Raw genomic sequence first — 26,001 nt, forward strand, 5'->3', positions numbered from 1 at the left:
GCACGTCCGGCCGCGGCGACGGAGGTCGACGCGATGTGCCTCGAGACGACCCCGCCCACACCACCCGGCGGCGCGCTGCCGGGTGGTGTGGACACCGTGCCGCCGGACCCGCGGACGCCGCTGCCGTACCTGTGACCGGTCCGCTCAGGCGGTGATCCCGCTGGTCGACGCGACGACGTCACCGATCTTGCGGGCGAGGGCCTCGTAGAACATCGACAGCGGGAACTCGTCGTCGAGCACGGCGTCCGTGAAGCCCTTCGGCGGCCCGTCGAGCGGCAGGTCGCCGCGCGCCCACGCGGACGCCGGGTGCGGGGTCAGCGTGCCGGACACCAGCGCGTACGCGGCGAGCCAGTGCGCGGTCTTCGGCCGGTCGATCGAGCGCCAGTACAGCTGCTCGATCTGCTCGGCGAGCCCGATGACGGCGTCGGGCACCTGCGGCCAGTCGATGGTGAGCCGCGAGTCCGTCCAGTGCAGCACGTGGTGCTGGTGCAGCCAGGCGAACAGGAGCTGCCCGCCCAGGCCGTCGTAGTTGCGCACCCGCGAGCCCGTGACCGGGAACCGGAACAGGCGGTCGAACAGGATCGCGTACTGCACGTACCGCGCGTGCGGGACGCCCTCGCCCTCGAGTCGCACCGCGGCCCGGAACGCCGTGAGGTCGCAGCGCAGCTCCTCCAGGGAGTACAGGAAGTACGGCATGCGCTGCTTGATCATGAACGGGTCGAACGGCAGGTCGCCGCGCATGTGCGTGCGGTCATGGACCAGGTCCCAGAGGACGAACGTCTCCTCGGCCAGGTGCTGGTCGGCCAGCAGGCGCGCGGCGTCCGGTGGCAGCGCCAGGCGCGTCGTCTCGGCGGCGGCCCGCACGACCCGGCGGAACCGGGCGGCCTCGCGGTCGGCGAAGATGGCGCCCCAGGTGAAGGTGGGCACCTCGCGCACCGCGACCGTCTCGGGGAAGAGCACCGCGGAGTTCGTGTCGTAGCCCGCGGTGAAGTCGAGGAAGGTCACCGGCACGAACAGCGCGTTGCTGAACTGCTCGGCCTCCAGGCGCGCGACCAGGTCGGGCCAGCGCACCTGCAGCAGCACCGCCTCGACCCGGCGGTCCGTGCTGCCGTTCTGCGTGTACATCGGGAACAGGACGAGGTGCGGCAGGCCGTCGACGCGCTGACGCTCCGGGTGGAACGCCACGAGCGAGTCCAGGAAGTCGGGCACCTCGAACCCGCCGTCCGCCCATCGCGTCAGGTCCTTGCCCACGGCGGTGAGGTAGTCCTCGTCCTGCGGCAGCGCGGGCGCCAGCTCGTCGAGCGCGACCCCGAGGGCGTGCACGAGCTCGCGCGCCCGGCCGTGCTGGGCGGGGTCCGGCACCGAGCCGTCGCGCACCTGCATCGCCTGGAGCTCGGTGACGTCGCGCTTCAGCCGGACCCACGCGGGGTGGGTCACCAGGTCGGAGTGGGCGGAGCCGACCGCGTCCGGCGCGGCCGGGCGCGCGGCCCAGACCGCGGCGTTGAGCAGCACCTCCGCCGAACCCGGGACGTCCGCCGTCGCGTCGATGCCGAGCACGAGCACGCCGCCCCGCGCGTCCCGGCGCCCCGCGGCGACGACGTGGCCCAGCGCCTGGTTGCCGGTCGCGGTCCGCAGGAGCGCGCCGGCCTCGGCGTCGAGCGTCGCGCGCACCGGCAGGGTCAGGTCCGTCGTCCACGCGAGCAGGTCGTCCGCGGTGAGGTCGGCGGGCACGAGGGCGACGGGGTCCTGCGCCGCGGCGGGGCGCACCACGATCCCGTGGGAGGCGAGCAGCTCGACGACTGCCGGATCGTCCGCGCCCGAGGTGAGGACGACCGCGGCGGCACCGCCGACGGGCGCCGCCCCCGGCAGCACGAGCACCACGTCGGGATCGTCGTCGGGCCCCACGAACGTCAGGCCGTGGCGCTCGAGGTGCGCGCGGTGGGTGGCCGGCAGATCACCGGTCGCGTGGACGGTCGGGAAGAGCCTCATGCGTCATCTCACCATTCGGACGGCAGCGTTACTGCACGGTACGTTCCGCGCGCCGCCCGGTCAACGATCCCGCCGGTTCCCCCGCGGGCCGCGACCGTCGGCGGGTGAGGACCACGCCGACCACGGCGAGCAGCCCGCCCGCCACTGCGAGCGGCGCGGGCTGCTCGCCGAGCCACCACCAGGAGATCAGCAGGGCGACCACCGGAACGAGGTACAGGGCCACGGTGCTCACCGCGATCGGTGTCCTCCGAACCGCGACGGACCACGCCACGTAGCCCAGTGCGGTCGGCACCAGCCCGAGGTAGACCGCGGAGACCGTCGCGCCGAGCGGCGCGTTCGGCAGGTCGCGCAGCAGCAGCGGCAGCGCCGGCAGGCTGAAGGCGGCGCCCGCCCAGACGCTCCACAGGGTGGCCGAGAAGGCTCCCAGCTCGACGGCGAGAGGTTTGACCACCACGTGGTAGAGCCCTTGGCACGCCGCGGCAGCCAGGACGAGGAGCGCGGCGGCTCCCCCGCCCAGCCCTAGCGACGCCCCGACGAGCACGGCGCCGGCGCAGGCCACGGCCATCCCGGCGACGCGCCCTCGGGCCGACTCGCCGAGCAGCACGGTGGCCGCCACGACCGAGAAGATCGGCGCGGTCGCGATCAGGATGCTCGCGGTGCCGGCCGGGACGCGGACCTCGCCCGCCATGAGGAGCCACTGGTACGCGGTCTGGCCGACGAGTCCCGCCACGGCCACGCGCAGCCACAGCCGGCGCGGCGGCAGGCTGACCGGGCGCACGACGGCGACGGCCGCGAGGGCGCCGGCCGCGACGAGCAGTCGGGCGAGCCCGAGTGCCCACGGGCTGTAGCCGTCGAGCCCGGTGGTGATCGCCGGGAACGCGGATGCCCACGTGACCACCGTGACAGCGAGGGCGAGTGGTCCGACGGTGCGCGGCGCGATGATCACGAGCCCCAGCCTGCGCCCCTCCAGGTATGACTACCACTACACGTCGGAGCCTGAGGCGTTAGGCTGGCTTCATGCTCGACCCTCGCCGGCTCCAGGTGCTCGCCGCCGCCGTCCAGGAGCAGTCGCTCGCCCGGGCCGCCAGGTCGCTCGGCATCACGCCCTCGGCGGCCAGCCAGGCGATCGCCGCGCTCGAGGCGCAGACCGGTGCCGCACTGCTCGTCCGCGGCGCTCGTGGCGTCCGCCCCACGCCGGCCGGGGAACGGCTCGCGGCGCACGCGCGCGCCGTCTTGGCGCACCTCGAGCTCGCGGAGTCCGAGATCACCGGCGCGGGCGGCACCACCGTGCGGCTCGCCGCATTCCCGACGGCCATGGCCACGCTGGTCCCCGACGCGCTCGCCGCGCTGCGGCCGGACCATGCACAGGTCGAGTGCGAGCTCGTCGAGCTGGAGCCCGACCCGGCCCGGACCGCCCTGCGGGACGGCACGGTCGACCTCGCCCTGGTCTCGCACTCGGCCCTGGCGTTCCCCGACGACCGGCCCGGTTGGCACGTCGAGCACCTCCTCGACGAGCAGATGCTCCTCGCCGTCGCCACCGACCACCGGCTGGCCGCGGCGGGCGGGGCCGACCTGCGCAGCACGGCCCGCGAGGACTGGATCCTGCAGGCGCCGGGCTCGCCGTGCCAGCAGATCATGATGCGCGCCTGCGGCGAGGCGGGCTTCGCGCCCCGCGTGGTGGCGTCCTGCAGCGACTACCGCTCGATGCTGAGGCTCGTCGCGACGGGACAGGGCGTCGCGCTGGTCCCCGAGCTGGCGACGGTGCATATGCCGCTCGACGGCGTCCGCCTGCTCGCGGTCCGTCGACCGGTCCTGCGCCGCGTCAATGCGGTGCTCCGGTCCGACCGACCGCGCTCCCCGGGAGTCAGCGCCGTCGTCGAGTCGCTCCGCGGGGCCGCTCGCCTCCGGGGCTGACCGCTCGCGTCAGTCGGTGTCGACGGGCCGTCGCGCGACCAGCAGGTGGTGCGGGTGCACGCGGCCCGCGTCGAGCCTCCGCAGCTCGACCTCGAGACCGAGCTCGGTGAGCCACCCGGCCATCGTGCGCGGGTCCACGAAGTCGAAGGACGACCCCTCGGTGATCCGCAGGATCTTGACCGACACCGTCTCCTGCAGCGTGTTCCACCGGACCTTCCACGCCGGCTCGGTGCCCATCTCCTTGACCACGATCCGGCCGCCCGGCGCCAGCGCGAGCACGGCCTCGGCGAGCAGCGCGCGCTGCTGCTCGGCGCCGAGAAGGTAGAGGACGTCGACGAACACGACCGCGTCCCACGGACCGTCCGGGACGGCCCCGTCGGGCGCGCTGCGGAACTCGAGGCGGTCCACACCGCCCGCTGCGGCCACCGCGGCGTCGATCTTGTGGGTGTCGATGTCCACGCCGAGCACCTCGCGGCCCGGCCCGGCGAACGCCGCGTAGGCGCTGAACAGCCCGTGCCCGCAGCCGATCTCCAGGACACGCCCGGCCGCGGGCAGCGCCTCGGCGATCGGCGGGAACGGCGCGCTGAACCAGCGGACGTGCACGTGCAGCCGCACGCCCGCGGACGCGGAGCGGTAGAGCCCGAGCGCGCGGCGGCCGGCCGCGTCCGGGCGACGGCGGGCGGGGCGGCGGCGGGCGGGGCTGCTCATGACGCCGCACCGTACTGGTCGAGCGCGCCGAACCCGCCGAGCGTGTAGCCGGCGGTCGCGATCGCGGCGCGCACCTGCGGGTCGACGAGCATCGCGAGCTCGTCGGCCCACTGGTAGTCCCACGTGAAGCGGCGCAGGTCGGGGTCGCCCGGCACCGCGGGGTGACTGTTGATCTCGAGCGTGGGCGCACCCCGGCGCGCCGCGTCGGCAAGGGTCCGCCCGAAGCGGGCGGCGTCCAGGCGGCCGGCCTCGTCGAGCCCCGCGTAGTCCACGGTCGTCGCCCGTCCGGCCGCGCGCAGCGTCACGCGGGTCCGGCGGGCGAGCGCGCGGACCCCCAGCCCGACCGGCCCGTGCGCGTGGCTGCCCGGCAGGCGCACGGCGGGGACGCCCGACGCCCTCGCGAGGTCGGCCACCACGGCCCCGACGGCCGGCCAGAGGTGCGTGTGCTGGTGCGTGTCGACGTGCGTGACCGGCACCCCGACGCCCAGGACGCGCTGCAGCTGGGCGTCGAGCTCGCGGCGCACGTCGTCGGGGTCGATGCGGCCGGCCAGCCCGCGCAGGACGACGGTGCGGTAGCTCAGCGGGAGGGCGCCGGCCTTGTCCACGAGCGTGGGGATCTCGCGCGCGGACAGCAGCGGCGGGTCCTCACCCACCAGGGCGAGGTGGGCCCCCAGCTCGAGCGTCGGCAGCTCGCGGACCATCGCGGCGGCGTCGTCGAACGCCTGCCCGACGGCGAGCAGCGACGTCGCGGTGACGACGCCGTCCTCGTGCGCGCGCCGGACCGCGGCGTTGACCCCACGGGTCAGCCCGAGGTCGTCCGCGGTGACGATCAGCAGGCGGGTCATGACGGCCGCGACGGCCCCGTCACCGGCACGACGTCCTTGAGCTCGCTGCGCAGGCGCGCCATCTCGAGGACCATCGCCTTGATGACGCCGAACGACGAGAGCGTCGAGACGCCCCGGGTCCGCGGGAAGTAGTCGACCCCGATCTGCAGCACCTGGAAGCCGGACCGCTGCGCGCGGATGACCAGCTCGGCGTCGATGAACGACCCCTCGCTCTTCAGCGTGACGTGGTCGAGCACCCGGCGCCGGCACAGCTTGAAGGCGAAGTTGATGTCCCGCACCCGGGTGCCGAAGACCAGCTGCACGAGGCCGTTGTAGAAGAACGAGTACACCGCGCGCCGCGGTCCCTCGCCGGTCCGGTCGAGCCGGTACGCGCTGACCATGTCAACCTCGTAGGTCTCGAGCACCCGCAGCGCGCGCACCAGCTCCGTCATCTCGAACGGCAGGTCGGCATCGGTGTAGAGGACGACGTCGCCGGTGGCCGCGGCGAAGCCGCTCTTGAGGGAGCCGCCGAGCTTGCGGTTCTGCGCGTGGTGCACGACGCGGACGTGGTGGTCCTCGGCCGCCATCTCGTCGGCGATCCGGGGCGTGGCGTCCGTCGACGCGTCGTCGACCACGATGAGCTCGTAGTCGAGGATCTGGCCGGCCTCGACCAGCTCGACGCAGACCCCGCGCGCCGCGGCCACCGCGCGCTGGATGTACTGCTCCTCGTTCCACATGGGGAAGAAGATCGAGAGCTTCTCGAAGGGCTGCCTGGTGGCAGGTGCTGCGGGCACGTGGACTCGGGCCTCTCGACGGGAACGTGGCGGCGGGAGCGTCGGCATGCAACCTCGGCGCCCGCGTGGAGCATAGGGTTTCCGCGGCGAGCCCGGAGCGATGACCACGCCCGGCTGGACGAGGGGGTCATGTCGGTGGGAGCTGCACTGCTCTGCGTGGCGGGTGCCGCCCTGTGCTCGGGGACCGCGATCGTGCTCCAGGCCGTGGCGGTCCGACGGCTGCCGAAGGAGTCGCGTCTCGACGCCGCGCTGGTCGGCGGACTCGCGCGGAACCCGGTCTACCTGGCGGCCCTCGTCCTGGTGGCCACCGGCTTCGTCCTGTCGTTCGTCGCCCTGCAGACCTTGCCCCTGTTCGCCGTCCAGGCGGGTCGGGCGTCCAGCCTGGCCGTCGCCGCGCTGCTCGCCGTCGCCGTGCTGGGCGCGCGGCTGCGCTGGACCGACTGGCTCGGCCTCGCGGGGCTCGGTGCGGGCCTGGTGATCCTCGCGTCCGCGGTGGAGTCGCAGAAGGCCTCGGACGTCGGCGCGGCCGCGACCTGGATCGTGGTCGGCGGCACCGTGGCGCTCGTCGTCGGCACGGCCGTCACGGCCCTGGGAGCGCCGACCCGACGACGCGGACTGGTGCTCGCCGTCCTCGCCGGGCTCGCCTTCGCCGTCCTCGCGCTCGGCGCGCACACCGCGACCAGCTGGGCGCCGCTCGACCTGGTCACCGACCCCGTCGTCTGGTGCGCCGCGGTGTCCGGCGGGCTCGGGCTCGCGGCGTCTGCGCTCGCCCTGCGCCGGGCCCCCGTCGTCGCCGTGACCGCCCTCATGGTCGGCGTGGAGACCGTCGCCGGCGCGCTCCTGGGGATCGCGCTCGCGGGCGACCGTCCGGCGCCCGGAGCCGCCGTCGCGGCCGCGCTCGGGTTCGTCCTGGTGCTCGTCGGTGCGACCGTGGTCGCCCGGTTCGGTGCCCCGGAGAGCGTCGACGCGGCGGTGTCAGGGGTGTAGCCGCGGCCCGGCCTGCCACGCGTCCCACGCGCTGCGCAGGATGTCGGTCATGCCCGCGCGCGCCGTCCAGCCCAGCTCGTCGCGGGCGCGCTCGACGGCTCCGACCACGCGCGCCGGGTCGCCGTCCCGCGGGCCGAGCACCTGCGGCGTCGTGTCGAGCCCGGTGACGGTGCCCAGCAGCTCGAGCACCGTGAGCACGGAGACGCCGCGGCCCATGCCGATGTTGAACGCGTCCGAGCGCAGCCCGTCGCCCTCCAACCGGTCGAGCGCGACGACGTGGGACTCGGCGAGGTCCACCACGTGCACGAAGTCGCGCACGCAGCTGCCGTCCGGCGTCGGGTAGTCCGCGCCGAACAGCTCCGGCGGCAGCCCGCGGGCCAGCCGGTCGAACACGCGCGTGACCAGGTTGGCCACGACGTCGTCACCGAGCTCGGACGCTCCCGCACCCGCGACGTTGAAGTACCGCAGCGACACCGCTCGCAGACCCGTGGCGCCGGCGGCGGAGCGGACCAGCAGCTCGCCGGCGAGCTTGGTCCGGCCGTAGGGGTTGATCGGGACGAGCGCGTCGTCCTCGTGCACCATGCCCGTCGTCGGGCAGCCGTACACCGCCGCCGACGAGGAGTACACGAGCACCCCGACCCCGGCGCGCTGCATCGCGTCGAGCACGTGGGCCAGGCCGCCCACGTTCTGGGCGTAGTACCAGAGCGGACGGACGACCGACTCGTCCACCCGCTTGCGGGCCGCGAGGTGCACGACGGCAGTGACGGCGTGGTGCCGCATCGCCGCGACCAGCGCAGGCACGCACCGCGGGTCGGCCAGGTCGAGGCGCTCGAGCGGGACGTCACCGAGCCGCGACCGCCGCCCCGTGCTCAGGTCGTCGACCACCAGCACGTCCCGACCCGCCGCGCGCAGCGCCCGGACCACGTGCCCACCGATGTAGCCGGCTCCCCCGGTCACCAGGACGGTCATGACACCTCGAAGGAGATGCCGAAGAGCACGGTCAGGACGACCAGGAGCACGCCGCTCAGGGCGAGCACGCCGGTGCGCAGCGCCCGCGACCGGAGGCCCGCGAGGAAGTCCCCGGCGGCCGCGACCACCGGGAAGGCCGCGAGCGCGTACCGACCGGTCCCCATGAAGTCGTCGGTGCCCACGATGGGGATGAGGAGCACCACGGCGGCGTAGGCGAGGTAGCCCCAGCCGAACAGCCGCCAGACCCGCGGCAGGAGCAGCACGGCGAGGACGCACACGATCGCCTGCAGCGTCAGCAGGGCCGCCGTGCGGTAGTGCCCGTCGCGGACCAGCTCGACGTACCCCAGCTTGAACCAGGTGTGCGGGCCGACCCCCTGGTCCCAGCCGGGCGCGGACTCCACGTGCACGAACGCCAGCGGGTCGCCGTACGCCAGCCAGAGGTAGCCCGACCACAGGGCGAGCCCGAGGACGGACAGCAGGACCCCGAGCTGCGGCAGCCGGACGTGTCGGAGTGCTCCCACCAGGTCGCGCCAGCCGACCGGGAGGCTGGGGTCGGTCCGGCGGTCCTGGGCCACGATCTCCAGCGTCCGCACGACCAGGCCGACCACGACCGCGGTGCCCACGGGCCGGCCGGCGGTGGCGAGGGCGCCCACCAGCCCGGCGGCGACGTACCAGCGGCGGTCCAGGAGGAGGAACGCGCCGATGGTGCAGAGCATGAAGAGCGAGTCGGCGTAGACGGCGCCGTAGAGGAACATCGCGTACGGGTAGACCAGCAGGAGCGCGATCGCGAGCGTCGCGGACCGACGCGGGAGCCGGTCCCAGGCCCAGCGGCCGAACACGAGCGCCGTCGCGAGCCCGGCGAGGACGCCGACGAGGGTTCCCGCGAGCTGGTCGTCGCCCAGCACGGTGCCGACCGCGCGCACGGTCAGGGGGTAGACGGGGAAGAACGCGATGCTCGACTGCTGACCGGGGACGTAGTCGTACCCCTGGGTCACGATCCGCAGGTACCAGCCGGCGTCGTAGTGGAACCAGCCGTCGAGCCAGGCCGGGCCGGTGAGCGTCGGGTCCAGGTCGGGCGCGCGGCGGTACGGGTTCGCCAGCGTCACCACCACGGTGAGGACGGCGGCCACCGCCAGGAACGCGACCGTGACGAGCTTCCAGGGGTACGGGTCGACCCCGGCGACGGTCGTCGTCGACCGCGCCTCGCCCTTCTCACGGCTCCCCGCGCCCACGTCGGCCCCCGTCGCCCCCGTCCACTGCAGTCGCAGTGCCCGGGCGGAAGCATAGAGCCCCCAGCGCGGCACTCGGGCCGGCTTGCCCGCGCGGTCGGGTGATCGCGCCGCCACACTGTTCCGATGCGAACCCTGGGTGTCGAGGAGGAGTTCCTGCTGGTCACGCCCGAGGGCAGACCGACGTCGGTCGCGGTCACCGTGCTGCGGCACGCCGCCGCGGCGGACGGGGCGGCCAGCGACGAGCCGGGCGGTGACGTCGAGAAGGAGTTCAAGCAGGAGCAGATCGAGACGTCCACCCCGCCGCGTGCCGACCTGGGCGAGCTCGCCGCCGAGATCCGCGCGGGCCGCGAGCGCACCGACGCGCTCGCCCGGCTCGCGGGTGCACGCATCGCCGCACTGGCGTCGGCGCCGCAGGTCGTGGAGTCCACCGTCCTGCCCGACAAGCGCGCGTACGCCATCCGGGCGGAGTTCGCGCAGACCGCTCGTGACCAGCTCACCTGCGGATGCCACGTGCACGTGGAGATCGCCGACGAGGACGAGGGCGTCCGGATCCTCGACCACCTGCGCCCCTGGAACTCCGTGCTGCTCGCGCTGAGCGGCAACAGCCCGTCGTGGCAGGGCAGCAGCACCGGCTACGCGTCGTACCGGTCGCAGGTCTGGGGGCGATGGCCGACGGCCGGCCCGACCGCGCCGTTCGGGGACGCGGCGGGGTACCGCGCGGTCATCGACGACCTGCTGCGCTCCGGGGCGATCCTGGACGAGGGGATGGTCTACTTCGACGCCCGCCTCTCCTCGCGCTACCCCACCGTCGAGGTGCGCGTCGCGGACGTCTGCCTGGACGCCGACGACGCCGCGCTCCAGGCGGCCCTCGTGCGGGCTCTGGCGGACACGGCCGGCGAGCCGGCGCCCCAGCCGCGCACCGAGCTGCTGCGCGCGGCGACGTGGCGGGCGGCCCGGTCGGGCCTCACGGGCGACCTGGTCAGCCCACGCTCGGGCAAGCCGCTGCCCGCCGCCGAGGTGGTGGCCGAGCTGGTCGAGCACGTGCGCCCGGCGCTGACCGCGTCGGGCGACCTCGCGTGGGTGGAGCGCCAGCTCGCCACGGTGCTCCGGCGCGGCAACGGAGCGATCCAGCAGCTGGGCTGGCGCGCCGAGGGTGCCGACGACGACGACGTGGTCCGCCGCGCGGCCGAGCGCACGCTCGCCTGAGCGCTACAGCAGGTCCGCCAGCGGCACGTCGGGATCGGCGAGCCGGTCGCGGTCCACGACCGCCTGCGAGCGGATGAGCGCCTGCACGTCGTCCACCACGTCCCAGACGTTGACGTTCATGCCGGCCAGCACGCGCCCCTCGCGCCGCCAGAACGCGATGAGCTCCCGGCCCTGCAGGTCGCCGCGGACGACCACCTCGTCGTACCCGTGGGACCCGACGTACCCGGCGTACTCCATGCCGAGGTCGAACTGGTCCGTGAAGAAGTAGGGCAGCGCGTCGTACGGCTGGTCCGCGCCGGCGATCGTCGCCGCCGCGGTCGCGGGCTGGTTGAGCGCGTTCGCCCAGTGCTCGACCCGGACGTGCGTGCCCAGCAACGGGTGGTGCGCCCGGGCGATGTCGCCGACCGCGAGGACGTGCGGGTTCGACGAGCGCAGGTGGGCGTCCACGACGACCCCGTCCTCGACGTGCAGCCCCGCACCCTTCGCCAGGTCCACCCGCGGCGCCGCGCCGATCCCCACCACCACCAGGTCGGCGTCGACCAGGGTGCCGTCCGCCAGCTCCACCGCGCCGACGTGCGTGCCGTCGCCGCCCGCGACGATCTCGAAGACCTCCGTGCGGGTCCGCAGGTCGACGCCGTTCTCCCGGTGCAGCTCCGCGAACATCGCCGCCAGCTCCGGGCCGAGCACGCCGAGCAGCGGCAGCGGGTCGCGCACCAGCACGCTGACCGTGCAACCGGCGGCCCGCGCCGCGGCGGCGACCTCCAGCCCGATCCAGCCGCCGCCGACGACCACGACGTGCTTGCCGGCGGTGAGCAGGGCGCGCAGGCGGTCGCTGTCGTCGATCGTCCGCAGCTGGACCACCCCCGCGAGCCCGCCGCCGGGGACATCGAGCCGGCGCGGCTCGGAACCGGTCGCGAGCACCAGGTGGTCCCACGCGGTCCGGGTGCCCGAGCCGTCGATGACGTCGCGCGCCGCCAGGTCGATCGAGGTGACCGTCGTGCCGAGGCGCAGCTCGACGTCGTGCGCCGCGTACCAGTCCACGGGGTGCACGAACGCGCCGTCGCGCTCCTCGCTGCCCTGCAGGTAGCCCTTGGACAGGGGTGGCCTCTCGTACGGGCGCTCGGTCTCGGTGCCCAGGAGCACGACGCGGCCGTCGTAGCCGCGCTCCCGCAGCCCCTCGACCGTCTTCGCGCCGGCCAACCCGCCACCGACGACCACGACCTGACCGGTCACGGCTGTCCTCCCTCTCGTCGGACGACCGGAGGGCGGGTCCCCGACCTCGGTGCCGAAGGCCAGCGCACCAGGTCGCGGGTCCGGATGCAACGGCTGCGGTGTGTCGAACTCCACCCGGACGAACCCGACGCACCCCGCGCCAGATGGACGCCCGACTGGCACCCTGGCATGCATGCTGATGTGGCCGGGACGCCCCTACCCGCTGGGCGCCACCTACGACGGGACAGGGACGAACTTCGCCCTCTTCTCGGAGGTGGCCGAACGAGTCGAGCTCTGCCTGTTCGCCGACGACGGCACCGAGACTCGGGTGGACCTGACCGAGGTCGACGCGTTCGTGTGGCACGGGTTCCTGCCGGCGATCGCCCCCGGGCAGCGCTACGGCTACCGCGTGCACGGTCCGTACGACCCGGCGCAGGGCCAGCGCTGCAACCCGAACAAGCTGCTGCTCGACCCCTACGCCAAGGCGATAGACGGCCAGATCGACGGCGACCCCTCGCTGTACTCGTACCGGTTCGACGCGCCCGACGAGCGCAACGACGACGACTCCGCAGGCCACACGATGACCTCCGTCGTGATCAACCCGTACTTCGACTGGGGCCACGACCGCCCGCCGCAGCACGAGTACCACGAGTCGGTCATCTACGAGGCGCACGTGCGCGGCCTGACGATGCAGCACCCCGCCATCCCCGAGGAGCTGCGCGGCACCTATGCGGGCATGGCGCACCCCGCCGTCATCGAGCACCTCACGTCGCTCGGCGTGACGGCCGTCGAGCTCATGCCCGTGCACCAGTTCGTCAACGACCCGTCCCTCGTCGAGAGGGGCTTGTCGAACTACTGGGGCTACAACACCATCGGGTTCTTCGCCCCGCACAACGGCTACGCGGCGTTCCAGCACGCCGGCCAGCAGGTGCAGGAGTTCAAGGCGATGGTCAAGGAGCTGCACGCCGCCGACATCGAGGTCATCCTCGACGTGGTCTACAACCACACCGCCGAGGGCAACCACATGGGCCCGACCCTGAGCTTCCGGGGCCTGGACAACGCCAACTACTACCGGCTCGTCGACGAGGACCAGGCGCACTACTTCGACACCACGGGCACCGGGAACTCGCTGCTGATGCGGTCGCCGCACGTGCTGCAGCTGATCATGGACTCGCTGCGCTACTGGGTGCTGGAGATGCACGTCGACGGCTTCCGCTTCGACCTGGCGGCCACGCTCGCCCGGCAGTTCCACGAGGTCGACCGCCTGTCCGCGTTCTTCGACCTCGTCCACCAGGACCCGGTCGTCTCGCAGGTCAAGCTCATCGCCGAGCCCTGGGACGTCGGTGACGGCGGCTACCAGGTGGGCGGGTTCCCCCCGCTGTGGTCGGAGTGGAACGGCAAGTACCGCGACACGGTCCGGGACTTCTGGCGCGGCGAGCCGTCGACGCTGGGCGAGTTCGCCAGCCGCCTGTCGGGGTCCTCGGACCTGTACGAGCACACCGGCCGCCGCCCGATCGCAAGCGTGAACTTCGTGACGGCCCACGACGGCTTCACGCTCACCGACCTCGTGTCCTACAACGAGAAGCACAACGAGGCGAACGGCGAGGGCAACAAGGACGGCGAGAGCCACAACCGGTCCTGGAACTGCGGCGCGGAAGGACCGACTGACGACGCCACGATCACTGCCCTGCGCTCGCGGCAGCGCCGGAACTTCCTCACGACGCTCCTGCTCTCGCAGGGCGTCCCGATGATCGCCCACGGCGACGAGCTGGGCCGCACCCAGCAGGGCAACAACAACGTCTACTGCCAGGACGGCCCGCTCTCCTGGGTGGACTGGGACCTCGACGAGGACAAGACCGACCTGCTGGAGTTCACGCGCCGGCTCGTGCGACTCCGGCAGGACCACCCCGTGTTCCGACGCCGTCGCTTCTTCGCCGGCCAGCCGGACCTCTCGGACCAGTCCGACCTCCTGGACCTGGCCTGGCTCGCGCCGGACGGCCACCGCATGCGCGACGAGGCCTGGGGTGCGGACCACGCGCGCGCGGTGATGGTGTTCCTCAACGGCGACGCGATCCTCGAGCCCGACCTGCGCGGCCAGGAGATCGTGGACGACAGCTTCCTCGTGCTGTTCAACGGGCAGCCCGACGCCGCCACGTTCACGCTCCCCCAGAACCAGTTCGGGGACGTGTGGACGGCCGTGGTGGACACGGACTCGCAGATCGAGGCCGGCAGCACGGTCGCGGCCGGCACCACCCTGGAGCTCCGGGAGAAGTCGATCATCGTGTTCACCCGTCCCTCGATCCTTCCGTCGCCGACGTCGTCAGGCATCGGTGCGGTGGCGACGGCGTCGAGCGAGGCGGCCAAGCAGACGAGGGGCCGCAAGCACGGGGAGTCGGCGGACGAGAAGCCGAAGCGACGCACCACCCGGCCGCGCCCGTCCGCATGAGCGACCCGCGCCCGACCCCGACCCGCCGGCTGCCGACGGCGGGCAAGCCGGTGCCGACGTCGACCTACCGCGTCCAGCTGGGCGAGGACCTCACGCTGGACGACGTCGCGCGGCGCGTGCCGTACCTGGCGTCGCTCGGCGTGACGCACGTGTACCTCTCGCCGATCCTGCGCGCCGCTCCCGGATCGACCCACGGGTACGACGTGGTCGACCACGACGAGATCGCGCCCTCGCTGGGCGGGCTGCCCGCGCTGCGCCGGCTGGCGGACGCGGCCCACGACGCGGGCCTCGGCCTGGTGCTCGACATCGTGCCCAACCACATGGCGGTGCCGACCCCGGTCTGGCACAACCGCGCCCTGTGGTCGGTGCTCGCCGAGGGGCCTGACTCCGCCTACGCCGACTGGTTCGACGTGGACTGGTCCGCGGGCGACGGCGCGGTGCTCATGCCCGTGCTCGGCGACCGCATCGGGGCGGTCCTCGGCCGCGACGAGCTGCAGCTGGACGAAGTCGAGATCCCGGGCGAGGGCACGCGGACCGTCCTGCGCTACCACGACCACGTGTTCCCCGTCCGTCCGGGCACGGAGTCGCTGGCGCTGGCGGAGCTGGTCGAGCGGCAGCACTACCGGCTGGCGTACTGGCGCGTGGCCGACGAGGAGCTCAACTACCGGCGCTTCTTCGACGTCGGCACCCTGCTCGCGGTGCGGGTCGAGGACCCCGCGGTGTTCGACGCCACGCACGCGCTCGTCCTGTCCCTGCTCGCGGACGGCACCATCGACGGCCTGCGGATCGACCACCCCGACGGCCTCGCCGACCCCGGCGGCTACCTCGCCCGGCTGCGCGACGCGAGCGGGGGCGCCTGGGTGGTCGTCGAGAAGATCCTCGAGGGCGACGAGACGCTCCCCCCCGACTGGGAGACGGCCGGCAGCACGGGGTACGAGGCGCTGTGGCGGATCCAGCAGACGTTCGTCGACCCGGGCGGCGCCGCGGTGCTCGGTGCCGTCATGCACCGGCTCACGGGCGACACGTCGGACGCGTTCCCGGCGATCGCCGAGCGGGCCAAGCGCGAGATCGTCGACGGCCCCCTCTACGCCGAGGTGCACCGGCTGACGTCGCTCGCCGCGGACATCTGCCGCGGCGACCTGCGGCTGCGCGACCACACCTGGCGCGCGCTCGAGGACTGCCTCATCGAGCTGCTCGTCGCGTTCGACCGCTACCGCGCGTACGTCGTCCCCGGCGAGCCCGTGCACCCGGAGTCGCTCGAGGTCATGCAGACGGCGGCCGCGCACGCGCGCGCCCGGCTGTCGCCGGAGCGCGGCGCGACCATGGACGTCGTCGTCGACCTCCTGCTGGGCCGCGAGGTCGGCAGCGCCGGGCGCACCCGGGGTCCGCGCCGGGACGAGCTCGTCGTCCGGTTCCAGCAGACCTGCGGTGCCGTGATGGCCAAGGGCGTCGAGGACACCGCGTTCTACCGCTGGACCCACCTGACCGGGCTCTGCGAGGTCGGCGGAGCGCCCGAGCAGTTCGCCCTGACGCCCACCGACCTGTCCGCCTGGGCGGCGGAGCAGCAGGTGTCCGCGCCGCTCGGGATGACCACCCTGTCCACGCACGACACCAAGCGCGGCGAGGACACCCGGTCGCGCCTCGGCGTGCTGAGCGAGCTGCCCCGCGAGTGGTCCGTCCTCGTCGACGCTCTGCGGGCGGCGTCGGCCCCCTACCGCAGCGCGCTGCTCGACGGGCGGACCGAGTACCTCCTGTGGCAGACGCTCGCGGGCACGTGGACGGACGCCGGCCCGATCACCGAGGACAGGCTGGTCGAGTACCTCACCAAGGCGATCCGCGAGGCCAAGAGCCGCACCACGTGGACCGCGCCCGACGAGGCGTACGAGCGGGCGGTGCTCGACGCCGCGCGGCAGGCGCTGGTCGACCCCGTCGTCGCGGGGCTGCTGGGCGACTGGGAGGTCCGCACGCGCCCGGCGGTCCGCGCCGCGACGCTGGGCAGCAAGCTGGTCCAGCTGACGCTGCCGGGGGTCGCCGACGTCTACCAGGGCACCGAGGTCCCGAACCCCGTGCTGGTCGACCCCGACAACCGTCGGCCCGTCCCCCTGGAACCGCTGGTCACCAGGCTCGCGCGGCTCGACGACGGTGCCGGCCCCCGGGACCTCGCCGACGAGAAGCTGCTGGTCACCTCCCGCGCGCTGCGGCTGCGCCGGTCGCTGCCCGAGGCGTTCGTCGGCCCCGAGAGCGGGTTCCTGCCGCTGGCGCACTCCTCAGGGCACTCGCTCACCTACGCCCGGACGGTGGGTGGCCACGCGCGCGTGGCCGTGGTCGCCACGCGCCTCGCGGCCGCCGTCGACCGCCTCGGCGGCTGGTCCGACCACACCGTCGCCCTGCCCGAGGGCGACTGGCACGACGTGCTCACCGACCGGCCCGTCACGGGCGGCGTGGTGGACGTCGGTCCGCTGCTCGACCGGCTGCCGGTGGCCCTGCTCGTGCGGGCCGAGGGCTGACCGGGATGCTTCCCCGGGTCTGGGCGCCGTCGGCGTCGCACGTCGACCTCGTGCTGGACGACGGGCGGCACCCGATGTCGATCGACGACGGCGGCTGGTGGTCCGTCGACCGGGACCTGCCGCACGGCACCGACTACGCGTTCGCGGTCGACGGCGGCGAGCCCCGGCCCGACCCGCGCAGCGCCTGGCAGCCGGCGGGCGTGCACGGGCCCAGCCGCGTCTACGACGCCGGGTCGTTCGGCTGGACCGACGACGGCTGGGCCGGCGTCGACGCCCGCGGTCACGTCACCTACGAGCTGCACGTCGGGACGTTCACGTCCGGCGGCACCCTGCTCTCCGCCATCGACCACCTCGACGACCTGGCCTCGCTCGGCGTCGACCTGGTCGAGCTCCTGCCGGTCGCGCCGTTCAGCGGCGTGCACGGCTGGGGCTACGACGGCGTGGCCACGTTCGCCGTGCACGAGCCCTACGGCGGTCCGGCGGCGCTGCAGGCGTTCGTCGACGCCGCGCACGCCCGCGGCCTCGGCGTCTGCCTGGACGTCGTGCACAACCACATGGGCCCGTCCGGCAACTACCTCGGGGAGTTCGGCCCGTACTTCACCGACGACCACCAGACCCCGTGGGGCTCCGCGATCAACCTCGACGGCGACGGGTCGCCCGAGGTGCGCCGCTGGGTGTGCGACAGCGCGCTGCGCTGGTTCCGCGACTTCCACGTGGACGCCCTGCGCCTGGACGCCGTGCACGCGCTGATCGACCACTCGGACCGGCACCTGCTCGCGCAGCTGTCCGACGAGGTCGCCGCGCTCTCCGAGGCCCTGGGCCGGCCGCTCTCGCTCGTCGCCGAGTCCGACCTCAACGACCCGGTCTCCGTCACCCCGACCACCGAGCACGGCTGGGGCATGACCGCGCAGTGGGACGACGACGTGCACCACGCCATCCACGCCCTGGTGACCGGCGAGCGCCACGGCTACTACGGCGACTTCGGCAGCCCGGAGGTCCTGCGCAAGGCGCTGACCAGGGTGTTCGTGCACGACGGCGGCCTCTCGACGTTCCGCGGCCGCGACTGGGGCCGTCCCGTGCCGCCCGGGACCGACGGCCACCGCTTCGTCGTCGCGGCGTCGACGCACGACCAGGTGGGCAACCGCGCGCTCGGCGACCGCCCCTCGGCGCGCCTGGACCCCGGCCGCCTCGCCGTCGAGGCCGCGCTGGTCCTGCTGTCCCCGTTCAGCCCGCTGCTCTTCATGGGCGAGGAGTGGGGCACCCGCACGCCCTGGCAGTTCTTCACCGACCACCCGGAGACCGACCTGGCGGCCGCCGTCCGCGACGGCCGGCGCCGCGAGTTCGGCGGCCACGGCTGGGAGGTGCTCTACGGCGGCGACATCGAGGTCCCGGACCCGCAGGACCCGGCGACGTTCCGGGGCTCCGTGCTCACGCGCGAGGAGCTCGACGACCCGGCCCACCCGGAGCACGCGCGCCTGCTCGACTGGTACCGGACGCTCATCGCCGTCCGCCGGTCCGTCCCCGACCTCGCCTCGGGCGACCTGGCGGCCACCGACCTGGTCTGGGGCGGCGCCTCCGAGCGCGACCAGGAGGACGTGCCCTGGGACGGCTGGATGGTGCTGCACCGCGGGTCGGCGCGCGTCGTGATCAACCTGTCCGGCGAAGAGGTCGCGGTGCCCGTGCACACCGACGACGCGCTCGACGCCGTGGCGGCGTGGGACCCGGCCTCGCTCGAGCCGACCCCGGGCGGCGCGCTGGTCCTGACGCCCCCGCGCTCGGTCGTGGTCCTCGCCTGACGGTCAGGCGACGAGCGCGGCGCCGTCCGCCGCGAGCGAGCCCAGCCGCGACAGCGCGCGGTAGTACTTCTTGCGGTACCCGCCGGCGAGCATCTCGGGCGAGAACAGGTCCCGCTCCCCCGCGCCGCCCAGCAGCACCGGGACGTCGCGGTCGTAGAGCCGGTCCACCAGCACGACGAGCCGCAGGGCGACGTCCTGCGTGGGCACGGGCCGCACGCCCGTGAGCGCGACGAGCCCGACGCCGTCCAGCAGGGCGCCGTAGCGGCTCGGGTGGACGGTCGAGAGGTGCGCGAGCAGGTCGCCGAAGTCGTCGAGGGTGGCGTCGGTGCGGGTGGCCGCGGCGGAGCGGACGGCGTCGTCGCGCAGCCCGTCCGCGTCGGTCACCACGGAGCGGTGCCGGTAGTCGTCGCCGTCGACGCGCAGGACCTCGAACCGGGCGGCGAGCGCCTGGATCTCGCGCAGGAAGTCCTCGGCGGCGAACCGGCCCTCGCCCAGCGAGCCGGGCAGCGTGTTCGACGTCGCCGCGAGCGCGACGCCGCGGTCGGCCAGCTCGCGCAGCAGTCGGGACATGAGGACGGTGTCGCCCGGGTCGTCCAGCTCGAACTCGTCGATGCAGACCAGGCGGCGGGTGGCGAGGGCCTCGACCGTCGGCAGGAAGCCGAGGGCACCGACGAGGTTGGTGTACTCCACGAACGTGCCGTAGGCCGCGTCCTCGACGCCGACCGCGTGCGCGAGCGACGTGAGCAGGTGGGTCTTGCCGACGCCGAACCCGCCGTCGAGGTAGATCGCGACCGGCGTCGACCGCCCGCGCTTCAGCCACGAGCGGGACGGCCCCCGCCGGATCTCCTCGGCCGCGGCCGACAGCCGCGTGACGGCGGCCGCCTGCGACGGGTGCGCGGGGTCCGGCCGGTAGGTCGCGAAGGACTCGTCGGCGAAGTGCCGGGGCGGGACGAGCTCGGCCAGCAGGCGGTCCGGGGGGACGACGGGCCGGCGCTGCGTGAGACTGGGCGTGGCCAGCGCGGGGTCCGGAGAGGTCACGATCGAGCAGCCTACGTCGCACCCCGGGGCAGCGCGAAAAGCCGACCATGACGGTCCACATACCTGCTCTTGGACGTTCGTCCCACATGTCGACCGCAACATCTCATGATCCGGACGCCCTCTCCCCTGTCACGCGCTCCCGTGACACCCTCGTCAGGTGATCGCCCCCGGGTTCCGCCTCTCGTGTCGGTGCATGTGCACCCTCACCGCGGACCTGTGCGTGTGCTGCTGTCCGCGGAGCAACTGACCCCGCCCCTCGTCCCCTTCGGGCGCGCGGTCTGCGTCCCGACAACCGCTCCCCCAAGCGGTGGGTGCAGTCGCACGTCCACGTTCTCCCGGAGATAACGCCCCTATGGCGCAGACCAGGATCGCCCCGCCCGCTGCTCGTGCCGAGGGCCAGTGGGCGTTCGACCAGAAGGAACCGCTGAACGGCAACGAGCTGTTCAAGCAGCAGGACGACGCGCTCAACGTCCGGCAGCGGATCGAGGACGTCTACTCCCGCGAGGGCTTCGCGAGCATCGCGCCCGAGGACCTGCGCGGACGCATGCGCTGGTGGGGGCTCTACACGCAGCGCAAGCCCGGCATCGACGGCGGCAAGACCGCCACGCTCGAGCCGCACGAGCTCGACGACGAGTTCTTCATGCTCCGCGTGCGCTGCGACGGCGGCGCCCTGAGCCTGCAGCAGCTGCGCACCATCGCGGACATCTCGGTCGAGTTCGGCCGCGGCACCGCGGACGTCACCGACCGGCAGAACATCCAGCTGCACTGGATCCGCGTCGAGGACGTGCCCGAGATCTGGCGCCGGCTCGAGGCCGTCGGACTGAGCACGCAGGAGGCCTGCGGTGACTGCCCGCGCGTCGTGCTCGGGTCCCCCGTCGCCGGCGTCGCGGCCGACGAGATCATCGACGGCACCCCCGCCGTGCGCGCGATCGTCGACAACTACATCGGCGACCCGCGCTTCTCGAACCTCCCCCGCAAGTTCAAGACCGCGATCAGCGGCTCACCGCACCACGACGTCGCGCACGAGATCAACGACGTCGCGTTCGTCGGCGTGGTGCACCCCGAGCTCGGTCCCGGCTTCGACCTGTGGGTCGGCGGCGGCCTGTCCACCAACCCGAAGCTGGGCGTCCGGCTGGGCGCGTTCGTCACGCTCGAGCAGATCCCGGACGTGTGGGTCGGCGTCGTGAGCATCTTCCGCGACTACGGCTACCGCCGGCTACGCACGCGTGCGCGCCTGAAGTTCCTGGTCGCCGACTGGGGACCCGAGCTGTTCCGGCAGGTGCTCGAGGGCGAGTACCTCGGCTTCACGCTGGAGGACGGTCCCGAGCCGCCCCCGCCGCCCTCGGGCCGTCGCGACCACGTCGGCGTGCACCCGCAGAACGACGGGAACTTCTACGTCGGCATGGCGCCGACGGTCGGTCGGATCTCGGGCGAGCTGCTGCAGCAGCTGGCCGACCTCGTCGAGACCGCCGGGTCCGACAAGGTCCGGCTGACGGTCGAGCAGAAGATCGTCGTGCTCGACGTCGCGTCGGCGAAGGTGGACCCGCTGGTCGAGGGGCTCGAGGCGCTGGGACTCCCGGTCCGGGCGGCGAGCACCTTCCGCCGAGGCACCATGGCGTGCACCGGCATCGAGTTCTGCAAGCTGGCGATCGTGGAGACGAAGGCGCGCGCGACGCACCTGATCGGCGAGCTGGAGGACCGGCTGCCGACGTTCGACCAGCCGATCACCATCAACCTCAACGGCTGCCCCAACTCGTGCGCCCGCATCCAGACGGCCGACATCGGCCTCAAGGGCGCGCTGGCCGGCGGCGAGGACGGCTACCAGGTGCACCTCGGCGGCGGTCTCGGGCTCACCAGCGGGCTCGGCAAGACGCTGCGCGGCCTGCGCGTGCCCGCCGAGGAGCTCCCCGACTACATCGAGCGCGTCACGCGCAAGTTCGACGAGCAGCGCACCGAGGGCGAGCTGTTCGCGCAGTGGGCACAGCGGGCGGACGAGGAGGACCTGCGATGAGCGGAACGTCGGGCGAGCGGGCAGTCCCCTACTACTGCCCCTTCTGCGCCAGCGAGGACCTCTGGCCGGCCGGCGAGACCCACGGCCAGTGGGAGTGCCGCTCGTGCACGCGCGCGTTCGCGCTGAAGTTCGTCGGGCTGGTGGCGCGCTCATGATCACCACCGACCTCCAGGAGCTCGCCGAGCAGGCCGGCCGCGACCTCGAGGGCGCCCACCCGTCGGAGATCCTGCGCTGGGCCGCCGAGACGTTCGGCACCGACCTGGTCCTGGCGTCCTCCATGGGCGACGAGGTGCTGGTGCACCTCGCCGCCGAGGCCGTCCCGGGCATCGACGTGATCTTCCTCGACACCGGCTACCACTTCGCCGAGACCCTGGGTACGCGCGACTACTACGCCGACTTCACGGACATCAAGCTGCGCACGATCCTGCCCCTGCGGACCGTCGCGGAGCAGGACGCGGAGCACGGCGCGAAGCTGCACGACCGCGACCCGAACCTGTGCTGCGCGCTGCGCAAGGTCGAGCCGCTCGAGCGCGGCCTGGCGCCCTACACCGCGTGGGTCACCGGCATGCGCCGCGAGGACGCCCCGACCCGCACGGACATCACGGTCGTCGGGTGGGACGCCAAGCGCGGCAAGGTCAAGCTCAACCCGCTGGCGGCGTGGACCCAGGCCGACGTGGACGCCTACGTCGAGGAGCACCACGTCGTCCTGAACCCGCTGCGCCAGGCGGGCTACGCCTCCATCGGCTGCGCCCCGTGCACGCGAGCCGTCGCGCCCGGCGAGGACCCGCGCGCGGGCCGCTGGTCCGGTACCTCCAAGATCGAATGCGGGTTGCACACATGACGGGTACGACGACCCTGACGCAGCTGGACGCCCTCGAGTCCGAGGCCGTCCACGTCATGCGCGAGGTGGCCGGCGAGTTCGAGCGCCCGGTGCTGCTGTTCAGCGGCGGCAAGGACTCGATCGTCATGCTGCACCTGGCCCGCAAGGCGTTCTGGCCGGCCCCGGTGCCGTTCGCGCTCATGCACGTCGACACGGGGCACAACTTCCCCGAGGTCATCGAGTACCGGGACCGCGTGGTCGCGCAGTACGGCCTGCGGCTCGTCGTCGCGAGCGTGCAGGACGCGATCGACGACGGCCGCGTCGCGGAGCGTGCCGACGGCTCGCGCAACCCGCTGCAGACCGTCCCCCTGCTGGACGGCATCACGGCCCACCGCTTCGACGCGGTGTTCGGCGGCGGGCGGCGCGACGAGGAGAAGGCGCGCGCCAAGGAGCGGGTCTTCTCGCTGCGCGACGAGTTCGGCCAGTGGGACCCGCGCCGCCAGCGCCCGGAGCTGTGGGACCTCTACAACGGTCGCCACAGGCCCGGCGAGCACGTGCGCGTCTTCCCCCTGTCCAACTGGACCGAGCTGGACGTCTGGCGCTACATCGAGCGCGAGGGGATCGAGCTGCCCTCGATCTACTACTCGCACCAGCGCGAGGTGTTCCTGCGCGACGGCATGTGGCTCGCGCCCGGCGGCTGGGGCGGCCCGCGCCCGACCGAGACGCTCGAGGTCCGCACGGTCCGCTATCGGACGGTCGGCGACATGAGCTGCACCGGCGCCGTCGAGTCCGCCGCCCTCACCGTCCCCGAGGTCATCGCGGAGGTCGCCGCGAGCCGGCTCACCGAGCGCGGCGCGACGCGGGCCGACGACCGGGCGTCGGAGGCCGCGATGGAGGACCGCAAGCGCGAGGGCTACTTCTGATGGGCGCCCCGACCAGCCAGCTCACACCCACCGAGGAGACCCTGCACGTGACCGAGCACGCGACGCGGGACCTCCTGCGCCTGGCCACGGCCGGCTCCGTCGACGACGGCAAGAGCACGCTGATCGGCCGCCTGCTGTACGACACGAAGTCGGTGCTGGCCGACCAGCTGAGCGCCGTCGAGGCCGCGACGCTCGCCCGCGGCGGCGGCGACGTCGACCTGGCACTGCTCACCGACGGGTTGCGCGCCGAGCGCGAGCAGGGCATCACGATCGACGTGGCGTACCGCTACTTCTCGACGGCCACGCGCGCGTTCGTGCTGGCCGATACGCCCGGCCATGTGCAGTACACGCGCAACATGGTGACCGGCGCCTCGACCGCGGAGCTCGCGATCGTGCTGGTGGACGCGCGCAAGGGCGTCCTCGAGCAGACCAGGCGGCACGCGACCATCACCGCCCTGCTGCGCGTGCCGCACGTCGTGCTCGCGGTGAACAAGATGGACCTGGTCGACTTCGACGAGGCGACCTTCCGGTCCATCGCGCAGGAGTTCACGGCCTACGCGGTCAGCCTCGGCATCCCCGACGTCACCGCGGTCCCGCTGTCGGCGCTCGCCGGCGACAACGTGGTCGACCGCTCCACGCGCACGCCCTGGTACGACGGGCCGACGCTGCTCGAGCACCTCGAGTCGGTGCCGGTCGGCCGCGACGCCCTCTCCGAACCCTTCCGGTTCCCCGTGCAGGTGGTCATCCGCCCCCGCACCGCGGAGCACCCCGACTACCGCGGCTACGCAGGCCGGGTCGCCTCCGGGGTCGTCTCGGTCGGCGACGAGATCACCGTCCTGCCCTCGGGCAAGCGCAGCACGGTCGTCGGCATCGACACGTTCGACGGGCCGCTGACCGAGGCGCACGCGCCCCAGTCGGTGACGCTGCGCCTTGCCGACGACGTCGACGTGGCCCGCGGGGACGTCCTCGTGCCCAGCGCGGCCACCGTCGAGGTCGGGACGGACCTCGTCGGCACCGTCTGCTGGCTCGCCGAGAAGCGCAGCGTCCTGGGCGCGCGTCTCCTGGTCCGGGTCGGCACCCGCACGGTCCGGGCGCTCCTGCGGGAGGTCGACGCGCGGCTCGACGTCGACACCCTCACCGTCGACCGGTGGGAGGGCGTCGACACGCTGCACCTGGTCGACGCCACCGACACGTCCTCCGACATCCCGCCCCGGGCGCTCACGCTCAACGCGATCGGGCGGGTGAAGATCCGGCTCGCCGAGCCCATCGTGCTCGACGAGTACGCCACGCACCGACGCACCGGCGGGTTCCTGCTGGTGGACCCGGCGGACGGGACCACGCTCGCCGCCGGGATGATCGGCGCCACGCTGCTGGACCGGCTCACCCCGGCGCAGGACGACGACGACTGGTTCGCCGGGTCCGGCATATGAGCACCCCGCAGCACGCCCTCCTGCTCGACGTCACCGGCCGGCGCGTCGTCGTCGTCGGCGGGGGCCCGGTGGCGGCCCGGCGGGCGACGCGCCTGGCCGACGACGGCGCCGACGTCCTGGTCGTCGCGCCGGCGCTCTGCGAGGACCTGGCCGAGCTGGTCGCCGCGGACCGCGTCACCTGGCGCGCGCGCGACTACCTCGCCACCGACCTCGACGGCGCCTGGCTGGTCCACACGGCGACGGGCGAGCGCGCGGTCGACGACGCCGTCGCGGCCGACGCCGAGGCAGCCCGCCTCTGGTGCGTCCGCGCCGACGACGCGAGCGCGTCGACCGCGTGGACACCGGCCGTCGCGCGCTCGGGCGACGTCACCGTCGCCGTCGGGGCCGGCGGCGACCCGCGACGTGCGGCCGCGCTGCGGTCGGCGATCGCGGTGCTGCTCGACACGGGCGCCCTGCCGCTGCGCCACCACCGAACGGCCACCGGGCACGTGACGCTCGTCGGGGGCGGCCCGGGCGACCCCGGCCTCATCACGACGCGCGGCCGCCGCGCGCTCGCCGAGGCCGACGTCGTCGTGGTCGACCGCCTGGCGCCGCGCGCGCTGCTGGCCGAGCTCGACCCCGCCGTCGAGATCATCGAGGCCGGCAAGTCCCCGCATGCGCACACCCTCACGCAGACCGAGATCAACGCGGTGCTCGTCGAGCGCGCGCAGGCCGGTCACCGCGTGGTGCGGCTCAAGGGCGGCGACCCGTTCGTGCTCGGCCGCGGCGGCGAGGAGGTCCTCGCGTGCCTGGCGGCCGGGGTGCGGGTCGAGGTGGTGCCCGGGGTGACCAGCGCGCTGGCCGTCCCCGCCGCGGCCGGCATCCCCGTGACGCACCGCGGCCTGGCCCGGCAGCTCACCATCCTCTCGGCGCACGACACCGCGCCCGACTGGTCCACGCTCGCCCGGCTCGAGGGCACGCTCGTCCTGCTCATGGGCGTGGCGCAGCTCCCCGGCCACACCCGCGCGCTCCTCGCGCACGGCAAGGACCCGGGCACGCCGGTCGCCATCATCGAGAACGGGACGCTCCCCGGGCAGCGGACGACTGTCGGCACGCTGGCCGACATCGCGGACCGCGCACGCGAGCGCGGCGTCGGCAACCCGGCCGTCGTGGTCATCGGGGACGTCGCGGCGCTGGCGGAGGTCCTGGCCTAGGT

The 26,001-nt window shown here is 73.9% G+C and carries 21 protein-coding genes; 12 read left to right on the forward strand and 9 right to left on the reverse strand.

Translation table 11 applies throughout. The features are described from left to right. Window positions 1-144 precede the first annotated feature (144 nt). Both AC1DT4_RS02015 and AC1DT4_RS02020 read right to left on the reverse strand, forming a co-directional pair. Complete coding sequence (locus AC1DT4_RS02015; protein ID WP_477088202.1) at window positions 145-1,509, reverse strand: DUF6421 family protein; 1,365 nt, start codon at window positions 1,507-1,509, stop codon at window positions 145-147. 508 nt (window positions 1,510-2,017) lie between these two features. Next, entirely contained in the window at window positions 2,018-2,935 is a 918-nt protein-coding gene (locus AC1DT4_RS02020) for a DMT family transporter (RefSeq protein WP_477088096.1), read from the reverse strand. A 71-nt stretch (window positions 2,936-3,006) separates the two neighbouring features. Between AC1DT4_RS02020 and AC1DT4_RS02025 the strand changes: the two genes are divergently transcribed. Then, the gene (locus AC1DT4_RS02025) at window positions 3,007-3,903 is read left to right on the forward strand and encodes a LysR family transcriptional regulator (protein ID WP_477088097.1); all 897 of its coding nucleotides are present in this window, start codon (window positions 3,007-3,009) and stop codon (window positions 3,901-3,903) included. A 9-nt stretch (window positions 3,904-3,912) separates the two neighbouring features. On the opposite strand, the gene AC1DT4_RS02030 is transcribed toward AC1DT4_RS02025, so the two are convergent. From AC1DT4_RS02030 to AC1DT4_RS02040, 3 genes are read right to left on the reverse strand one after another with little or no spacing between them, the layout of a single operon-like run. Further along, window positions 3,913-4,611 carry a class I SAM-dependent methyltransferase gene (locus AC1DT4_RS02030; RefSeq protein WP_477088098.1) on the reverse strand — a complete coding sequence of 233 codons (699 nt, stop codon included), beginning with the start codon at window positions 4,609-4,611 and terminating at the stop codon, window positions 3,913-3,915. Continuing rightward, window positions 4,608-5,456, reverse strand: coding sequence for a ChbG/HpnK family deacetylase (locus tag AC1DT4_RS02035; protein WP_477088099.1), 849 nt, complete (start codon window positions 5,454-5,456; stop codon window positions 4,608-4,610). Before AC1DT4_RS02035 ends, AC1DT4_RS02030 begins: the two co-directional genes overlap by 4 nt. Further along, entirely contained in the window at window positions 5,453-6,229 is a 777-nt protein-coding gene (locus AC1DT4_RS02040; protein ID WP_477088100.1) for a glycosyltransferase family 2 protein, read from the reverse strand. The genes AC1DT4_RS02035 and AC1DT4_RS02040 overlap by 4 nt, the downstream gene beginning before the upstream one ends. 129 nt (window positions 6,230-6,358) lie before the next feature. Between AC1DT4_RS02040 and AC1DT4_RS02045 the strand changes: the two genes are divergently transcribed. Next, complete coding sequence (locus AC1DT4_RS02045) at window positions 6,359-7,216, forward strand: hypothetical protein (RefSeq protein WP_477088101.1); 858 nt, start codon at window positions 6,359-6,361, stop codon at window positions 7,214-7,216. Here the strand turns inward: AC1DT4_RS02045 and galE are convergent. Further along, complete coding sequence (galE, locus tag AC1DT4_RS02050; RefSeq protein WP_477088102.1) at window positions 7,205-8,185, reverse strand: UDP-glucose 4-epimerase GalE; 981 nt, start codon at window positions 8,183-8,185, stop codon at window positions 7,205-7,207. The two genes, AC1DT4_RS02045 and galE, sit on opposite strands and share 12 nt — an antisense overlap. After that, the gene (locus AC1DT4_RS02055; protein ID WP_477088103.1) at window positions 8,182-9,417 is read right to left on the reverse strand and encodes a hypothetical protein; all 1,236 of its coding nucleotides are present in this window, start codon (window positions 9,415-9,417) and stop codon (window positions 8,182-8,184) included. Before AC1DT4_RS02055 ends, galE begins: the two co-directional genes overlap by 4 nt. 123 nt (window positions 9,418-9,540) lie before the next feature. On the opposite strand from AC1DT4_RS02055, the gene AC1DT4_RS02060 reads away from it, so the two are divergent. Next, window positions 9,541-10,623 carry a carboxylate-amine ligase gene (locus tag AC1DT4_RS02060; protein WP_477088104.1) on the forward strand — a complete coding sequence of 361 codons (1,083 nt, stop codon included), beginning with the start codon at window positions 9,541-9,543 and terminating at the stop codon, window positions 10,621-10,623. Window positions 10,624-10,626: 3 nt separating this feature from the next. Here the strand turns inward: AC1DT4_RS02060 and AC1DT4_RS02065 are convergent, their stop codons facing one another. Next, a complete protein-coding gene (locus AC1DT4_RS02065) occupies window positions 10,627-11,856 on the reverse strand; it encodes an NAD(P)/FAD-dependent oxidoreductase (protein WP_477088105.1) in 1,230 nt (409 codons plus the stop codon). A gap of 172 nt (window positions 11,857-12,028) precedes the next feature. Between AC1DT4_RS02065 and glgX the strand changes: the two genes are divergently transcribed. Genes glgX through treZ form a run of 3 tightly spaced genes read left to right on the forward strand, consistent with a single transcriptional unit; the run spans window position 12,029 to window position 18,584 of the window. After that, on the forward strand, window positions 12,029-14,281 hold the full coding sequence (gene glgX, locus AC1DT4_RS02070; RefSeq protein ID WP_477088106.1) for a glycogen debranching protein GlgX: 2,253 nt from the start codon (window positions 12,029-12,031) through the stop codon (window positions 14,279-14,281). Beyond that, the gene (gene treY / locus AC1DT4_RS02075) at window positions 14,278-16,788 is read left to right on the forward strand and encodes a malto-oligosyltrehalose synthase (RefSeq protein WP_477088107.1); all 2,511 of its coding nucleotides are present in this window, start codon (window positions 14,278-14,280) and stop codon (window positions 16,786-16,788) included. Before glgX ends, treY begins: the two co-directional genes overlap by 4 nt. 5 nt (window positions 16,789-16,793) lie before the next feature. Further along, window positions 16,794-18,584 (forward strand): malto-oligosyltrehalose trehalohydrolase, encoded by a 1,791-nt coding sequence (treZ, locus tag AC1DT4_RS02080; RefSeq protein ID WP_477088108.1) that lies wholly within the window; start codon window positions 16,794-16,796, stop codon window positions 18,582-18,584. A gap of 3 nt (window positions 18,585-18,587) precedes the next feature. On the opposite strand, the gene zapE is transcribed toward treZ, so the two are convergent. Further along, window positions 18,588-19,622 (reverse strand): cell division protein ZapE, encoded by a 1,035-nt coding sequence (zapE, locus tag AC1DT4_RS02085; RefSeq protein ID WP_477088109.1) that lies wholly within the window; start codon window positions 19,620-19,622, stop codon window positions 18,588-18,590. Window positions 19,623-19,974: 352 nt separating this feature from the next. Here zapE and AC1DT4_RS02090 point away from each other — a divergent pair, with 352 nt between their 5' ends. Genes AC1DT4_RS02090 through cobA form a run of 6 tightly spaced genes read left to right on the forward strand, consistent with a single transcriptional unit; the run spans window position 19,975 to window position 25,999 of the window. Then, window positions 19,975-21,633, forward strand: coding sequence for a nitrite/sulfite reductase (locus tag AC1DT4_RS02090; protein ID WP_477088110.1), 1,659 nt, complete (start codon window positions 19,975-19,977; stop codon window positions 21,631-21,633). Continuing rightward, window positions 21,630-21,788 (forward strand): hypothetical protein, encoded by a 159-nt coding sequence (locus AC1DT4_RS02095; protein WP_456787299.1) that lies wholly within the window; start codon window positions 21,630-21,632, stop codon window positions 21,786-21,788. Before AC1DT4_RS02090 ends, AC1DT4_RS02095 begins: the two co-directional genes overlap by 4 nt. Further along, window positions 21,785-22,474, forward strand: a complete 690-nt coding sequence (locus AC1DT4_RS02100) for a phosphoadenylyl-sulfate reductase (protein WP_477088111.1) — start codon at window positions 21,785-21,787, stop codon at window positions 22,472-22,474. Before AC1DT4_RS02095 ends, AC1DT4_RS02100 begins: the two co-directional genes overlap by 4 nt. Beyond that, complete coding sequence (gene cysD, locus AC1DT4_RS02105; RefSeq protein ID WP_477088112.1) at window positions 22,471-23,376, forward strand: sulfate adenylyltransferase subunit CysD; 906 nt, start codon at window positions 22,471-22,473, stop codon at window positions 23,374-23,376. The genes AC1DT4_RS02100 and cysD overlap by 4 nt, the downstream gene beginning before the upstream one ends. Beyond that, entirely contained in the window at window positions 23,376-24,806 is a 1,431-nt protein-coding gene (locus AC1DT4_RS02110; protein WP_477088113.1) for a sulfate adenylyltransferase subunit 1, read from the forward strand. Before cysD ends, AC1DT4_RS02110 begins: the two co-directional genes overlap by 1 nt. Next, the gene (cobA, locus tag AC1DT4_RS02115; protein ID WP_477088114.1) at window positions 24,803-25,999 is read left to right on the forward strand and encodes a uroporphyrinogen-III C-methyltransferase; all 1,197 of its coding nucleotides are present in this window, start codon (window positions 24,803-24,805) and stop codon (window positions 25,997-25,999) included. The genes AC1DT4_RS02110 and cobA overlap by 4 nt, the downstream gene beginning before the upstream one ends. Window positions 26,000-26,001 lie beyond the last annotated feature (2 nt).

This window comes from Cellulomonas sp. P4_D11, assembly GCF_056401915.1.

Coding starts and splice junctions, on each gene's coding strand:
- AC1DT4_RS02110 (WP_477088113.1), top strand. CDS start 23,376: ATGGGCGCCCCGACCAGCCAGCTCACACCCACCGAGGAGACCCTGCAC.
- AC1DT4_RS02035 (WP_477088099.1), bottom strand. CDS start 5,456: ATGACCCGCCTGCTGATCGTCACCGCGGACGACCTCGGGCTGACCCGT.
- cobA (WP_477088114.1), top strand. CDS start 24,803: ATGAGCACCCCGCAGCACGCCCTCCTGCTCGACGTCACCGGCCGGCGC.
- AC1DT4_RS02030 (WP_477088098.1), bottom strand. CDS start 4,611: ATGAGCAGCCCCGCCCGCCGCCGCCCCGCCCGCCGTCGCCCGGACGCG.
- AC1DT4_RS02025 (WP_477088097.1), top strand. CDS start 3,007: ATGCTCGACCCTCGCCGGCTCCAGGTGCTCGCCGCCGCCGTCCAGGAG.
- AC1DT4_RS02100 (WP_477088111.1), top strand. CDS start 21,785: ATGATCACCACCGACCTCCAGGAGCTCGCCGAGCAGGCCGGCCGCGAC.
- galE (WP_477088102.1), bottom strand. CDS start 8,185: ATGACCGTCCTGGTGACCGGGGGAGCCGGCTACATCGGTGGGCACGTG.
- AC1DT4_RS02060 (WP_477088104.1), top strand. CDS start 9,541: ATGCGAACCCTGGGTGTCGAGGAGGAGTTCCTGCTGGTCACGCCCGAG.
- treY (WP_477088107.1), top strand. CDS start 14,278: ATGAGCGACCCGCGCCCGACCCCGACCCGCCGGCTGCCGACGGCGGGC.
- cysD (WP_477088112.1), top strand. CDS start 22,471: ATGACGGGTACGACGACCCTGACGCAGCTGGACGCCCTCGAGTCCGAG.
- treZ (WP_477088108.1), top strand. CDS start 16,794: ATGCTTCCCCGGGTCTGGGCGCCGTCGGCGTCGCACGTCGACCTCGTG.
- AC1DT4_RS02090 (WP_477088110.1), top strand. CDS start 19,975: ATGGCGCAGACCAGGATCGCCCCGCCCGCTGCTCGTGCCGAGGGCCAG.
- AC1DT4_RS02095 (WP_456787299.1), top strand. CDS start 21,630: ATGAGCGGAACGTCGGGCGAGCGGGCAGTCCCCTACTACTGCCCCTTC.
- glgX (WP_477088106.1), top strand. CDS start 12,029: ATGCTGATGTGGCCGGGACGCCCCTACCCGCTGGGCGCCACCTACGAC.
- AC1DT4_RS02045 (WP_477088101.1), top strand. CDS start 6,359: ATGTCGGTGGGAGCTGCACTGCTCTGCGTGGCGGGTGCCGCCCTGTGC.